At 75.6% G+C, this 13,465-nt stretch carries 15 protein-coding genes; 6 read left to right on the top strand and 9 right to left on the bottom strand.

Features of this window, described 5'->3' with window-relative positions:
- Positions 1–6: 6 nt before the first annotated feature.
- The gene (gene pdxR / locus I8N68_RS24305) at positions 7–1,482 is read right to left on the bottom strand and encodes a MocR-like pyridoxine biosynthesis transcription factor PdxR (protein WP_200214544.1); all 1,476 of its coding nucleotides are present in this window, start codon (positions 1,480–1,482) and stop codon (positions 7–9) included.
- A gap of 28 nt (positions 1,483–1,510) precedes the next feature.
- Here pdxR and I8N68_RS24310 point away from each other — a divergent pair, with 28 nt between their 5' ends.
- On the top strand, positions 1,511–2,122 hold the full coding sequence (locus tag I8N68_RS24310; protein ID WP_200214546.1) for a LysE family translocator: 612 nt from the start codon (positions 1,511–1,513) through the stop codon (positions 2,120–2,122).
- Positions 2,123–2,131: 9 nt separating this feature from the next.
- Positions 2,132–2,833 carry a B3/B4 domain-containing protein gene (locus I8N68_RS24315; protein WP_200214548.1) on the top strand — a complete coding sequence of 234 codons (702 nt, stop codon included), beginning with the start codon at positions 2,132–2,134 and terminating at the stop codon, positions 2,831–2,833.
- Positions 2,834–3,005: 172 nt separating this feature from the next.
- Here the strand turns inward: I8N68_RS24315 and I8N68_RS24320 are convergent, their stop codons facing one another.
- Positions 3,006–4,277 (bottom strand): exo-alpha-sialidase, encoded by a 1,272-nt coding sequence (locus I8N68_RS24320; RefSeq protein WP_200214550.1) that lies wholly within the window; start codon positions 4,275–4,277, stop codon positions 3,006–3,008.
- A complete protein-coding gene (locus I8N68_RS24325; RefSeq protein ID WP_307812954.1) occupies positions 4,270–4,806 on the bottom strand; it encodes an RNA polymerase sigma factor in 537 nt (178 codons plus the stop codon). The genes I8N68_RS24320 and I8N68_RS24325 overlap by 8 nt, the downstream gene beginning before the upstream one ends.
- A gap of 147 nt (positions 4,807–4,953) precedes the next feature.
- Here I8N68_RS24325 and I8N68_RS24330 point away from each other — a divergent pair, with 147 nt between their 5' ends.
- Together I8N68_RS24330 and I8N68_RS24335 are read left to right on the top strand one after the other, a co-directional pair.
- Positions 4,954–5,376, top strand: coding sequence for a VOC family protein (locus I8N68_RS24330; protein ID WP_200214555.1), 423 nt, complete (start codon positions 4,954–4,956; stop codon positions 5,374–5,376).
- The gene (locus tag I8N68_RS24335; protein WP_200214558.1) at positions 5,373–6,332 is read left to right on the top strand and encodes an RNA polymerase subunit sigma-70; all 960 of its coding nucleotides are present in this window, start codon (positions 5,373–5,375) and stop codon (positions 6,330–6,332) included. The genes I8N68_RS24330 and I8N68_RS24335 overlap by 4 nt, the downstream gene beginning before the upstream one ends.
- A 147-nt stretch (positions 6,333–6,479) precedes the next feature.
- On the opposite strand, the gene I8N68_RS24340 is transcribed toward I8N68_RS24335, so the two are convergent.
- Positions 6,480–6,668: a hypothetical protein gene (locus I8N68_RS24340; protein ID WP_200214560.1), complete on the bottom strand. Its 189-nt coding sequence runs from the start codon at positions 6,666–6,668 to the stop codon at positions 6,480–6,482.
- A 135-nt stretch (positions 6,669–6,803) separates the two neighbouring features.
- Positions 6,804–7,217: a hypothetical protein gene (locus I8N68_RS24345; protein WP_200214561.1), complete on the bottom strand. Its 414-nt coding sequence runs from the start codon at positions 7,215–7,217 to the stop codon at positions 6,804–6,806.
- A gap of 68 nt (positions 7,218–7,285) precedes the next feature.
- Between I8N68_RS24345 and I8N68_RS24350 the strand changes: the two genes are divergently transcribed.
- Positions 7,286–7,714 carry an archease gene (locus tag I8N68_RS24350; RefSeq protein ID WP_200214562.1) on the top strand — a complete coding sequence of 143 codons (429 nt, stop codon included), beginning with the start codon at positions 7,286–7,288 and terminating at the stop codon, positions 7,712–7,714.
- A 6-nt stretch (positions 7,715–7,720) separates the two neighbouring features.
- Here the strand turns inward: I8N68_RS24350 and I8N68_RS24355 are convergent, their stop codons facing one another.
- The gene (locus tag I8N68_RS24355; protein ID WP_200214563.1) at positions 7,721–9,139 is read right to left on the bottom strand and encodes an RtcB family protein; all 1,419 of its coding nucleotides are present in this window, start codon (positions 9,137–9,139) and stop codon (positions 7,721–7,723) included.
- A gap of 77 nt (positions 9,140–9,216) precedes the next feature.
- On the opposite strand from I8N68_RS24355, the gene I8N68_RS24360 reads away from it, so the two are divergent.
- Positions 9,217–10,023, top strand: coding sequence for an SDR family oxidoreductase (locus I8N68_RS24360; protein WP_200214564.1), 807 nt, complete (start codon positions 9,217–9,219; stop codon positions 10,021–10,023).
- Between the two features lie 14 nt (positions 10,024–10,037).
- Here I8N68_RS24360 and qcrB read toward each other — a convergent pair whose 3' ends face one another.
- From qcrB to qcrC, 3 genes are read right to left on the bottom strand one after another with little or no spacing between them, the layout of a single operon-like run.
- A complete protein-coding gene (gene qcrB / locus I8N68_RS24365) occupies positions 10,038–11,810 on the bottom strand; it encodes a cytochrome bc1 complex cytochrome b subunit (protein WP_200214565.1) in 1,773 nt (590 codons plus the stop codon).
- Positions 11,807–12,670, bottom strand: coding sequence for a QcrA and Rieske domain-containing protein (locus tag I8N68_RS24370; RefSeq protein ID WP_200214566.1), 864 nt, complete (start codon positions 12,668–12,670; stop codon positions 11,807–11,809). The genes qcrB and I8N68_RS24370 overlap by 4 nt, the downstream gene beginning before the upstream one ends.
- Positions 12,667–13,464, bottom strand: coding sequence for a cytochrome bc1 complex diheme cytochrome c subunit (gene qcrC / locus I8N68_RS24375; protein WP_200214568.1), 798 nt, complete (start codon positions 13,462–13,464; stop codon positions 12,667–12,669). The genes I8N68_RS24370 and qcrC overlap by 4 nt, the downstream gene beginning before the upstream one ends.
- Position 13,465: the final 1 nt, after the last annotated feature.

Raw genomic sequence — 13,465 nt, forward strand, 5'->3', positions numbered from 1 at the left:
GGCCGGTCAGCGCAGCTCGCGGAGGGCCGCGCCGAGGGCGGCGACGCCCCGCTCGAGGTCGCCCGGGGCGTTGGCCGCGTAGCCGAGGACCAGGCCGGGCGGCTGCGGTCGCTGCCCGTGCCAGGACAGCGGCTGCACCTTGACGCCCCGGCGCAGCGCCGCGGCGGCGAGGTCGAGGTCGGACACCGCCGGGTCGAGGGTGACCAGCAGGTGCAGGCCGGCCGCGGCGCCGTGCACCACCGCGCCGGGCAGGTGCCGCCCGATCGCGCGGATCATCGCGTCCCGCCGGTGGACGTGCCGGCGGCGCAGCAGCCGCAGGTGGCGTTCCAGCTCTCCGGTGTCCATCAGCTCGGCCAGCACCAGCTGGGGCAGCGCCGCGTTGCCGAGGTCGGCCATCCGCTTGGCCGCCACCAGGGCGGCATGGTAGCGGCGGGGCACCAGCACCCAGCCGGTCCGCAGCGCCGGGGCGAGCAGCTTGGAGACGCTGCCGGTGTAGCAGACCCGCTCGGGCAGCATGCCCCGCAGGGCCGGCACGGGCGGGCGGTCGTAGCGGTGTTCGGCGTCGTAGTCGTCCTCGACGACCAGACCGCCCCGCTGCGCCCAGCGCAGCAGCGCGCGCCGCCGCTCCCCGTCGAGCACCACCCCGGTCGGGAACTGGTGCGCCGGGGTGAGCAGCACCGCCGGGGCGCCGCTGGCGGCGAGGTCGTCGACCCGCAGGCCGTGCGCGTCGACCGGCACCGGCGGGGTGTCCAACCGCCAGTTGCGCAGGTGCTGGCGTACCCCGAGGGAACCGGGGTCCTCGACCGCGACCGTGTGGATGCCGTCATCGTGCAGCACCTGGGCGAGCAGCCCGAGCGCCTGGGACACCCCGGCGACGATCACCACCTCCGCCGGATCGACCGTGATGCCCCGGCTGCGGGCCAGCCAGGTGGCGACCGCGAGGCGCAGCGCGGGCGTCCCCGTCGGGTCGCCGTAGCCGAACGCCGCCGGCCTGAGCCGGTGCAGCACCGCCCGTTCCGCGCGCAGCCAGGCCGCGCGGGGAAAGGCCGCCAGATCCGGTACGCCGGGCGTCAGGTCGAGCTCCGCCGGGGCGGTACGCAACGCGTCGAACACGTCGGTCCCCGGCCGGTCGGCGAAGACCTCGGTCGACGCCGGGGATGCGGGTGACCGGTCGACCACCGCGGCCGGGGTGGCCACCACGACGGTGCCGGCCCGGCCCCGCCCGACGACGTGCCCGTCCTCGGTCAACCGCTGGTACGCCTCGGTCACCACGCCCCGGGAAACGCCCAGGTCGGCGGCGAGCACCCGGCTGGCCGGCAGCCGCGCGCCCACCGGGACCCGCCCGTCGGCGATCGCCGCCCGCAGCCGGCCGGCGAGCCAGTCGGCACGCCCGCCGGGTGCCGCCTCGCCGACGTCGAGCTGGAGGAAGTCGGAACCGGCCGTTATGGACCGGTCGCCAGCCGCCGCTTTGGCTCTGTCCACCGGACCATTGTGCCCGCAGGGTGGACGGGTGACCATCACCTTCCTCCTGACCACGCTGGTCGTGGCCGCCACCCCGGGCACCGGGGTGGTCTACACCCTGTCCGCCGGGCTTTCCGGCGGCCGCCGGGTGGGCGTCGTCGCCGCGCTCGCCTGCACGCTCAGCCTGGTGCCGCACGTGGCCGCGGCGGTCACCGGCCTGGCCGCCCTGCTGCACGCCAGCACCCCGGTGTTCCGGGTGGTGACCTGGCTGGGCGTGGCGTACCTGCTCTGGATGGGCTGGTCCACGCTGCGCGACCGAGGGCCGTTGCCGATCGACGGGGCGTCGGTCCCGGTCCGGACGGCCCGGCTCGTCGTCGACGGCGTGCTGGTGAACCTGCTCAACCCCAAGGTGACCGTCTTCTTCGTGGCGTTCCTGCCCCAGTTCGTGCCCCCGGACGCGCCCGCCGCCGCGCCCCGGATGCTCGGCTACGGAGCGGTGTTCATGCTGGTCACCCTGCTGGTCTTCACCGGCTACGGGCTGTTGGCCGGCACGGTGCGGCACCGGGTGCTGGCCCGGCCCCGGGTCACCGCGCTGCTGCGCCGCGGCTTCGCCGGCAGCTTTCTCGCCCTCGGCCTCGGCCTCGCCCTCACCGCCCGATAGGAGCCCGCGTTGCGTTTCCGGCACTCCCCCGAGATCTGGTCGACCTTCCCGGAGCTGGTCTGCGGCGTCCTGCACGCCACCGGGATCACCCCCGACGTGGACGTCGACGCGCGGCTGGCGCCGTTCGCCGAGACGGCGCGGGCCCGGCTGGCCGACGGCCCGGAGAGCGGCTTCCCGGAGATCCGGGCCTGGCGGCGGGCCTTCGCCACGATGGGGCTGCCGCCGACCCGCTACCGCTGCGCGGCCGAGTCACTGCTGCGCCGCTACCGGCGAGAGGCTTCGCTGCCCCGGCTGCACCCGTTGGTCGACCTCGGCAACGCCGTCTCGCTCGCGTACGCCGTGCCGGTGGCGGTGCTCGACGTCGCCCGGATCTCCGGCGACCTGGCGGTCCGGCACGCCACGGGCGAGGAGCGCTACCTGACCCTCGCCGGCGAGGAGGAGCGCCCGGAGCCGGGCGAGGTGATCTTCGCGGACTCGGCCGATCGGGCGCACTCCCGGCGCTGGACCCACCGGCAGAGCGGCCGGTCGGCGGTCGGGGACGCGACCGGCGAGGTGCTGATCGTCGTGGAGGCGATGCACGCCTCGGCCGGGGCCGACGTGCCCCGGATGCTGGCGGAGCTGAAGTCCGCGCTGGCCGAGGTCTGGTCGGCGCCGGCTCGAGCGGCGGCGCTCAGCGCCACCGCGCCGGCCTTCCGGATCCCGGTCGGCTGAGCAGGCGACGACGCCCGGTTGTGCCGTGACCGGCCCGGACCACGACGGCGGCGTCTCGTGGCGTGGCCGGGGCCGACCCAGGATCACGGCCTGTCGTGGCGTGGCCGGGGCCGACGGAGCACGGCGCGGCGGCCGCTCCCGGCGCCACCGGGCGCCGGGAGCGGCCAGGGTCTCACAACTCCGGCGGGGCCACCCAGGACCAGGTGAGACCGTCTGCGGAGAGCCAGGTGCCCTTGCTGTCCGGCCAGCCGGTCTGCACGTACCCGCCGGGCACCGGCCGGGCGTCCGCACCCGGTCCGAGGGTGGTGGGGCGAACGGTTCGGCCACCATCGGTGCTGGCGAGCATCACCGGCTTCTCCGCTGCCGAGATGCCGGCCTGGATCAGCAGGACCCCGTCGGGGCGGACGGCCGCCCGGATGGTCTGGTCGGCGACGTCGGTGGTGCCGGCGGCGCGCTGCCAGGTGGCGCCGCCGTCCGTGCTGCGCCAGATCACCAGCTTGCCGGTCACCCGGCCGACCGCGTAGACGGTGCGGCCGTCGTACGTGGCGACCGCCGCCCCGCCGACGTCGTCGGTGGCGGTGAGGTGGTCGGGGAACTCGTGCCGCTGCCAGGTGCGGCCGCCGTCCCGGCTCACCTCGACGGCGCTGCCGGTCCAGACCGTCCGGCCGCCCTTGCCGTCTCTCGAGCCGGTCCAGCCGCTGACCCAGAGACCGGCCGAGGCCGGCAGGCCGTCGGCGTACACGGCGTTCAGCAGCGTGGACCGCTTCGTCAGCTGGGCGATCTCCCCGGTGGCGGGGTCGACCGCGAGCAGCGGGTCGTGGTCCGGCCCGGGTACCTGGGCCAGCACCCGCCAGCCCGCCGGCAGCGCCGCCACCCGCCGGACGGTCACCTGACGCCAGGTCGCCCCACCGTCGGTGCTGGTGGTCCAGGCCGCGGACCGGCTGTCCGGCGTGGACCGGGAGACGTACCAGGCCGCCAGGGTGCGTGGGCCCACCGCCCGCAGGTCCACCATCGCGTCGTCGGGCACCGGCAGCCGACCGGTGCGCCAGGTCCGGCCACGGTCGTCGGTCGCCGCGAACCGGACCGGGCAGCCGGTCCGGCACTCGTGGTAGCGCAGGTAGAGGTGGTCCAGGTCGCCGGCGGCCGGCCGGCCGGTCAACACCTGGCGGCCCGCTCCGGGCGTGGGCGTCGCCTGCGGCCCGGGCATGAACTCCGGGGTGCGGTCCGGTCCGAAGGCCGGCGCCGGCGCCGGCGCCGGCTCCTCCGCCGGCCGGGCCGCGACCGCGATCCCCGACCCGGTGGCCACCACCGCCGCCGCGACGACCGCCGCCGCCGCGATCCGGGTCCGCCGCCGGCGTCGGGCCCGCGCCCGCACCTGCTCGAAGTGCGGCTTGAACGCCGCCTGGGCCGCGGTGTTGAGTCCGGCGAAGTCCAGCTCAGGCATGGCGGGCCTCCCGCTCGACGAGGGTGTGGACCGGGCCGCCCGGCTCGGTCTCGGCGAGGTGCCCGGCGAGGGCGCGGCGGGCCCGGACCAGGCGGGTCTTGACCGCCTCCACCGAGCAGCCCATCGCGACGGCCACCTCGGTCACCGGCAGGTCCGCCAGGTGGTGCAGCACGACGGTCTCCCGGGCCGGCCGGGGCAGCTTCTGCAGGGCCGCCACCAGGGCGACATGGTCCGGGGACAGGCCCGGTGTGCTCTGCTCGGCGGGGTGCAGCCGACCGGACCGGGCGATGCGGTGCAGGAGCGACCGGCGTCGGAACCGGGACCGGGCGACGTTCAGCGCGACCGTCCGCAGCCAGGCCTCCGGGTTGTCCACCTGGCGCAACTGGCCCGGTCTCGCCAGGGCCCGCACGAACGCCTCCTGCACGACGTCCTGCGCCTCGGCGTAGTCGCCGGTCATCGCGTACGCCTGGGCCACCAGGCGCGCCGCCGAGGCGGCGTACACCTGTCTGATCTGTTCCTGTGGGTCCACATCGTCCCCTCCCGTGTCCGGTCGCTGCATCCGGTACGACCCGTCAACGGGCGGCGAGGTGACATTCTCATCGGAACACCGATGAGTCCCCGACCGGACCGACGTTGTACGTCATGACAACCGTCACCGAGGCCAGGGAGGCCGATCATGGACTGGAAGCTCGAACTCGTCGTGGTGCCCGTCACGGACGTGGACCGGGCCAAGGCGTTCTACCTGGACCAGACCGGGTTCCGCCTGGACGTGGACCACTCCGCCGGGGAGGACTTCCGGGTCGTGCAGCTCACCCCGCCCGGCTCGGCGTGCTCGATCGCGCTGATGCGCAAGCCGGACGCCGCCGGCTCGGTGAGCGGCCTGCACCTGGTCGTCCCGGACATCGACGCGGCACGCGCGGAGCTGGTGGACCGGGGCGCGAAGCCCAGCGACATCTTCCACTTCGCGGCGGGCGGCGTGCAGACCCCCGGGCCGGACCCGGAGCGCCGCGATTACGGCTCGTTCCTGTCGTTGCGCGACCCGGACGGCAACGAGTGGCTGGTCCAGGAGGTCGGCCGGGTCGGGGCGGCGGCAGCGTGACGGCCGACCTGCACACCGCGCCGACCGACCCCGACTTCACCACGCTCACCGAACGCCACCGGCGCGAACTGCACGTGCACTGCTACCGGATGCTCGCCTCCTTCGACGACGCCGAGGACGCCGTCCAGGAGACGTACCTGCGGGCGTGGCGGGGGCGGGACGGCTTCGACGGCGCGCAGGTCCGGGCCTGGCTCTACCGGATCGCCACCAACGTCTGCCTGGACCTGCTGCGCCGCACCGGACGGCAGCCGCGCGCCGTGCGGTCGTACGCGGAGGTGCCGTGGTTGCAGCCGTACCCGGACCGGCTGCTGGACCGGGTCGCGCCGGGCGACGAGCAGCCGGACGCGGTGGCGGTCACCCGGGAGACCATCGAGCTGGCGTTCCTCGCCGCCATGCAGGTGCTGCCGGCCCGGCAGCGGGCCGCCTTCCTGGTCCGCGACGTGCTCGGCTGGTCCGCGGCGGAGACGGCGGAGCTGCTGGAGACCAGTGTGGCGGCGGCGAACAGCGCCCTGCAACGGGCGCGGGCCACCCTGCAGGCCCACCTGCCGGCCCGGCGGGCCGACTGGGCCGCGAACCCGGCCGACGAGCGGGAACGGGAGCTGCTGGCCCGCTTCATCGACGCCCACGAACGCTGCGACGCGGCCGCCGCCCTCGCCGCGGCCGCCCCGGACCTGCGGATCACCATGCCGCCGGCGCCGATGTGCTTCGACGGCGTCGCGGCCATCGCCCCGCTGCTGGAGCGGGCCTTCGGTCCGGAGCGGGAGGGCGACTGGCGGCTGCTGCCCACGTACGCCAACCGGCTGCCGGCCGCCGCGAGCTACCTGCGGCGGCCCGGCGACCCGGTGTTCCGGGCGTTCAAGCTGGACGTGCTGCGGGTGCGGGACGGGCGGATCGCCGAGATCACCACCTTCGGCCACGCGCTCTTCCCCGCCTTCGACCTGCCGGCGGTGCTCTGAGCCGGCCGGAGCCACCGCAGCCCGTCGGCGCCCGCTCGGCGACCGGGGCGGCGGTGGCCCGGCCGTCCGGCGACCGGCTGCCCGCTGTGCCGGGGACCGGGACACCGGACGGCCGGGACACGGACGGCCGACGGGCGGGGTGGCGGATCAGTCGGCCTCGCCCGGAGCGAGGTAGCGGTAGCGGTCGCCGAAGGTCTCGGCGAACCAGCCGTTGACGCTGTCCAGGCCCCGGTCGTTGAGCTGCGCGTCGTGGATGGGGACGACCCGGCGGGACTCGACCGCCCGGGCGAAGTCGAGGGCCTCGGTCAGCTTCAGCCAGGACGCCTGGGCCGGCACCAGCAGCGTGTCGACCGGTCGGCCGGGCGGCTGCAGCGAGTCGCCCGGGTGGTAGACCGCGTCGTCGACCAGGTAGCCGAGGTTGGCGCAGTCTCACCGCCGGAACCTACCGATGTCGCGCGCCCGGTGTGTCCCTCAGGCGCCGGGCCGCCACCGCGGATCCGGGCGGTCGGTGCCCGCGTCGCCACCGGTGAGTTCCTCGAACTCGGCCGAACTGATCTCCCCGGTCCGCAGCCGGCGCGCGTTCGCCGCGAACCGGGCCAGGGCCGCGCCCCGCGGGTCCGGCTCGGGAAGGAGGCCGTTCGCCGCGAGGATCGCCGTCCCCTCGGCGGCGGCGACCTGACCCGGATCGGCGGTGTCGACCGGCTCGCCGTGCAGCTCCCGCAGCGCCACCGCCAACCGGGCGTCGGCGGCCTGTCCGGTGCCCCAGAGCCGGGCCAGCTCGACCGTGCGGCCGAGGGTGTCCTCGCCGACCTTCTCGTTGCGCAGGAGGTCGCGCATCATGCTGCGGAAGACGAAGGTCACCGCGTCGGCGTCATCTGCGATCATGCCCGCAACCTACCCACCGGCTCCGACAATTCGTGGTGGCCGGCCGCGGGCGCCGGCATGATCGGGGCATGGAGCGACGACCGGCCCGCGGGCACCGGATGGTGCCGCACACCGCCGACGTGCGGATCGAGGCGTGGGCGCCGGACCGCGAGGGGTGCGTGGCCGAGGCGGTCACCGCGCTGGTCGACACCTTCGTGGATCCCGCCGGCGCGACACCCGAGGCCGACGTCGAGTTCCACGTACCGCCCGGCGCGGACGAGGACCTGCTGGTGGGTGTACTGGATGAAGTGATCTTCCGGATGGAGACGGAGGAGACGTTGCCGCTGGCGACCGAGGTTCGCCCGGCGGACGACGGCGGCCTGACGGTGCGCTGGCGCGCCACCGGCACCGACGCGGTGGAGCTGGTCGGCGCGGTGCCCAAGGCGGTGTCCCTGCACGAGCTGCGCTTCGGCGCCGACGGGGGCGGGTGGTCCTGTGCGGTGACGCTGGACGTCTGACGGCCCTCAGCCCTTGACCACACCGAGCGGGACGAGCCGGGCCACCCGCCGGCACAGCCCGGCGCCCTCGGCCGCGGCCACCACGGCGGTGATGTCCTTGTACGCGGCGGGCATCTCCTCGGCCAGCCCCCGCCGGGACGCGCCGCGCACCGCGATGTCCTGCGCCTCCAGCTCCCGCCGCGGATCGTGCCCGCGCACCGCCTTGGTCGCCTGCTTGCGGCTCTGCACCCGGCCGGCGCCGTGGCAGGTGGAGGCGAAGGCCGGTGAGCCCGCGACGCCGGTGAGCACGTACGAGCCGGTGCCCATCGAGCCCGGGATGAGCACCGGCTGCCCGACCGGGCGCAGGTCCTCCGGCAGGTCGGCATGGCCGGGCGGCAGCGCGCGGGTGGCGCCCTTGCGGTGCACGCAGAGCCGGTGCGCCGTGCCATCCACGTCATGCGTCTCGATCTTGGCGAGGTTGTGCGAGATGTCGTACACGAGGTCGAGGTCGGCGCCGGTGACCCGCGCGAAGACCTGCCGGGCCGCGTGCGCCAGCAGTTGCCGGTTGGCCCGGGCGTAGTTGGCCGCGGCGGCCATCGCGCCCAGGTAGGCCCGCCCCTCGTGGGACGAGACCGGCGCGCAGGCCAACTGCCGGTCCGGCACGTGGATGCCGTACCCGGGCATCACCTTCTCCATCGCCCGCACGTAGTCCGTGCAGATCTGGTGACCGAGCCCCCGCGACCCGCTGTGGATCATGACGCAGACCTGCCCGGCCCGCAGCCCGAAGCCGGCCGCCACCGCCTGGTCGTACACCTCCTCGACCGCCTGCACCTCCAGGAAGTGGTTGCCGGAGCCGAGGCTGCCGACCTGGCGCGCGCCCCGCTCCACCGCCCGCTCGCTCACCTGGGCGGGGTTCGCGTCCCCGACCGCGCCGTAGTCCTCGCAGCGGTCCAGGTCCCGCTGTACGCCGAAGCCGCGCTCCACGGCGTACCGGGAGCCGCCGCGCAGCACCCCGTCGAGTTCGGCGCGGTTGGTCAGGTGCCACACCGCGCCCTTGCCCATGCCGCGCGGGGTCGACTCGCCCAGGCCGTCCATCACCGCGTCCAGCCGGGGCCGCAGGTCGTCCCGGCTCAGCTCGGCGGTGAGCAGGCGCACCCCGCAGGAGATGTCGAAGCCCACACCGCCGGGCGAGACCACCCCGCCGGCCTCCACGTCGGTGGCGGCCACCCCGCCGATCGGGAAGCCGTAGCCCCAGTGCACGTCCGGCATCGCGTACGAGGCGTCCACGATGCCGGGCAGCGTAGCCACGTTCGCCACCTGGTCCAGCGACTTGTCCGCCCCGGCGTCCGGCAGCAGCGACCGGGACGCGAATACCACTCCCGGTACCCGCATCGGGTCGTGCCGGTCGATGCGGAACCGGTACGGCGACTCCTCGACCAGGTCCATGCCCGCCCGGCTACCCCGGTCCGGGGCGATTACACCCGGTCTGGTTCAGCTCGCCCGATCCGGGTAGTGCGGGCAGCATGCCCCAGCGATACGAGAACTACGACCGGATCGCCATCGTCACCGGCGCGGACTCCGGCATCGGCAAGGCCAGCGCGGTCGCGCTCGCCGACGCCGGCTTCGACGTCGGCATCACCTGGCACAACGACGCGAAGGGCGCCGACCGCACCGCCGAGGAGGTACGCGCGGCGGGCCGCCGCTGCGAGGTCGCCCGGCTGGATCTGACCCGGCTGCCGGACGCCGCCGCGGTGGTCGACGACCTGACCGACCGGCTCGGCGGGATCGGCGTGCTGGTCAACAACGCCGGCACCGGCCTGGCCACGCCCTTCGTCGACGTGGCTTGGCAGCAGTGGCGGGAGGTGCTCAGCGTCGACCTGGACGGGCCGTTCCTCTGCTCGCAGCGGGCCGCCCGCCGGATGCGGCAGGCCGGGGCCGGTGGTCGGATCATCAACATCACCAGCGTGCACGAGCACGCGCCCCGGGTCGGCTCGTCGGCGTACTGCGCGGCGAAGGGTGGGCTCGGCCTGCTGACCAAGGTGATGGCGCAGGAGCTGGCGGTGGACGGGATCACCGTCAACGCGGTAGCGCCCGGGGAGATCGCCACCCCGATGACCGGGCAGGAGGACGTCGACCCGTCCACCCAGGAGCGCCCGGGGGTGCCGGCGGGGCGGCCGGGGGACGCGCGGGAGATCGCCACGGTGGTGGCGTTCCTCGCCTCGCCCGCCGCCGCGTACGTGACCGGGGCGTCGTGGGTGGTGGACGGGGGGATGCTGCTGATGGGTCCGCAGGCCGCCGCCCTGCCGTCCGACGACTGGCGGTCGGTCTGAGGTCACCGGATGTCTCATGTCCGCCCGCCACCGGTCGACGCCTTGTCCGCGGTCTCCGGCGGCGCCGCGGGCTCCGCCCGCTCGCGCTCCTGTCGCCGCCGGTCCCGTCGGCGGTTCAGGAGAGCCGCGAGCAGCAGCGACCCGGCGGCCGCCGCGCGTCCCCACCCACGCAGGGCGGCGCGGACCGGACCGGGCGGCGGGGCCGGGGGCGGCCCGGGCACCACGACCCGGTCCACCCCGGGGTACGCGACCCGGGCCGCCGAGGCGGCCTCCTCCTCCGACAGCACCGCCCGACTACCGGTGATCACGAGGTGCCGGTCCGCGTCCCGGTAGCGCCAACGCCACAGGTCACCCTCCGGCCACATCTCGATCCGCTCCCCCGACCGGTCCCGGGCGGGCGTCTCCGACTCACCGGAGTCGGCTCCGGGCGGCCGAATCGAGCGATGTGCGGCCCGGCGCAGGTCCGCCCGGGTGAGCTCGCCGATACCGGCGGCGTCGCCGCGGCGCAGCGCCCGCGCGACCAGGAACGCGAGCAGCCCGGCGAGCAGCGGCAGGACGAGCACCAGCACCCGGAACAGCGACAGCAGGTCGTAGACGGGCACCCGGACCAGCCGGGCGATGATGTCGTCCCCCGCGGCGACCGTCAGCACCGCGTAGAAGGTCAGCGCGCCGACCCCGACGCCGAGGCGGACCGGGTGGTCCCGGGGCCGGTCGAGCAGGTGGTGCGCGCTGCGGTCCTTCGCGCGGAGCCGTTCGGCGAACGGCCAGGCGTAGAGGGCGAGGAAGGTCACCCCGCCGAGCACCACGCCGGGGAAGAGCGGGCCCGGAACGAGGTGCCCGGCGATCCGGAACTCCCAGGGCGGAAAGAGGCGCAGGGCGCCGTCGCCCCACGCCACGTACCAGTCGGGCTGCGCGGGCGAGGTGGCCTCGGCCGGTTCGAAGGGGCCGTAGAGCCAGACCGGGTTGATCTGGACCAGGCCGCCGAGCGCGAACAGCACCGCCAGCACCCAGGCGAACAGGGCGAGCGAACGCAGCGCGTAGCTCGGCCACAGCCGGGAGCCGACCACGTTGTGTTCGGTGCGCCCCGGTCCGGGGAACTGGCTGTGCTTCTGCCGCACCAGGATGCCCAGGTGCAGGGAGATCAGGGCGACGAGGACGGCCGGCACGAGCAGCACGTGAGCGACGAACATCCGGGGGATCATCGCGTCGGAGGGGAACTCCCCGCCCAGGGCCAGGGCGGCCAGCCACGCCCCGACCAGGGGGATCGACTCCACCACCGAGGTGAGGATCCGCAGGCCCACGCCGGAGAGCAGGTCGTCCGGCAGCGAGTAGCCGGTGAACCCGTTGGCCAGGGCGAGGGTCAGCATGGTCACGCCGATCAGCCAGTTGAGCTCGCGGGGCTTGCGGAACGCCCCGGTGAAGAAGATCCGGGCCAGGTGCAGGACGATCGCCGCGACGAAGACCAGCGCCGCCCAGTGGTGGGTCTGCCGGATCAACAGGCCGGCCCGGACGTCCCAGCTCAGCCGCACGGTCGAGGCGTACGCGGCGGAGGTGGTGGCGCCGTCCAGTGGCGCGTAGTCGCCGCGGTAGACCCGGTCCCCGTTGCTGGCGTCGAAGAAGAAGGTGAGGTAGACGCCGGTGAGGAGCAGCGCGACGAACGAGTAGAGCGCGAGTTCGCCCAGCATGAACGACCAGTGGTCGGGGAAGATCTTCGCCAGCGCCCGGCGGGTGAGCGGGGAGAGCCGCAGCCGGTCGTCCAGCGCCCGGGCCAGCCGGTCGGTGATCACGGCGAGTCCCAGAAGCCGGCGCCGGGCGGGGCGGTGAAGTCGCCGGTCGCGCGGAGGAAGCCGTCCGGGCCGACCTCGATCGGCAGGCCGGGCAGCGCCCGGGCCGCCGGGCCGGCCACCGGCCGGGCACCCGCCAGCAGGTCGAACGACGACTGGTGACAGGGGCAGAGCAGCTGCCCGGTGCCCTTGAGGTAGGACCGGACGGGACAGCCGGCGTGCGTGCAGAGCAGCGACCATACGACGAGGCCGTCGAGGTGGCCGCCGGCGGGCGGCCGGGAGAAGCGTTGCGGTTCGAGGCGCACCGCGAAGGCGGGAGCATCCCCGACGTCGACGTTGCCCTCGGGGAAGACCGCGACCACGGTGTCCGCGGGCACGTCGTCCGGCCGCAACGGCCGTCCGTCGGCGTCGACCAGCCGCACACCCGCTCCCCAGGGCGTGTCCTTGAGTGCCCGCACCGGGCGGGCCCGGTCGAACGGCAGCAGGGAGCGCAGCGGGAAGAGCGCCGCGGCGCCGAGCGCGGTCAGCGCCAGCCCGAGCGCGGCGAGCAGGCCCCGCCGACGTACCGGACTGTCCGGCGCGGTCAGCACCGCGGCGGTCATCGCCTGCTCCGTCGGAGGCGAGGTGAAGCCCTCGTGTTCCTCGACGTACCGGTCGACCGGCACGAGCCGGCGCGCCCACACGGCCAGGCCCACGGCCAAGCCGGCGAAGGCCACCGCGAGGCAGATCCCCTCCCTCGCAGTGTTCCCGCCCAGCCCGTACGTCACGGCGAAGCCCACCGCCCCGGCGGCGCTGACACCGAACGCGGCGACGATCCGGCGGCTCGCGGTCCGCTCGGTCGCCGACGGGCGCCGGGCGCTCACTCCGCCGCCCTCCGGCCCAGCCACCGGGCGGCGGCCACCAGCAGACCCAGTGCGGCCAGCCAGGCGACCAGTCCCTCGGCGAGCGGGCCCAGCCGGCCGAGCGGGTTGCCGCCCCGGTCCAGCCGCTCGTCGCGCAGCCGCTGCACGTAGGCGGCCAGGTCGTCGAGCTGCCGGTCGTCGAGCACCTGGTTGGGGAAGACCGGCATCAGGCCGGGACCGACCCGGACCGCCTCCGCGACCTGCACGGCGGTGCTGTCGTACAGCGGCGGCGCGACCCAGCCGTCGGTCAGCGCGGCGCCCGCGCCGGTCGCCCCGTGACAGGGCGCGCAGTTGGCGGCGAAGATCTCCCGGCCGGAGCCCGGGTTGCCCGGCGCGACCTGGGGAACCTTCGGCCCCCCGCCACCGAAGCTGGACACGTGGTCGACCAGCGCCGAAATGTCCGCGGCCGAGAACACCGGATCCCGGCGAGGCGCCTGCTGCACTTCGCGCGACACCGGCATCCGCCCGGTCGAGACCTGGAAGTCCACCGAGGCGGGGCCGACGCCGATCAGGGACGGCCCACGCTGGGCGCCCTGTCCCCGCTCGCCGTGGCAGCTCGCGCAGTGCTCCAGGTAGAGCTGGGTGCCGCGGTCGCCGGCGGGCGGTGCGGCGGCGGCCGGGGCCGCCGAGTCCGCCGCCGACCGGGCCGGGGCGAGGGCCACCGGTCCCGCGGCGAGCACCAGCACCGCGCCCAGCGCGAGGGCCCGGCGCGGGTGCAGGTCGGGCCGGACCCTCGCCGGTCGTGGTCGCCGCATC

The organism is Micromonospora coerulea (assembly GCF_016598485.1).
Lineage (GTDB): Bacteria > Actinomycetota > Actinomycetes > Mycobacteriales > Micromonosporaceae > Micromonospora > Micromonospora coerulea.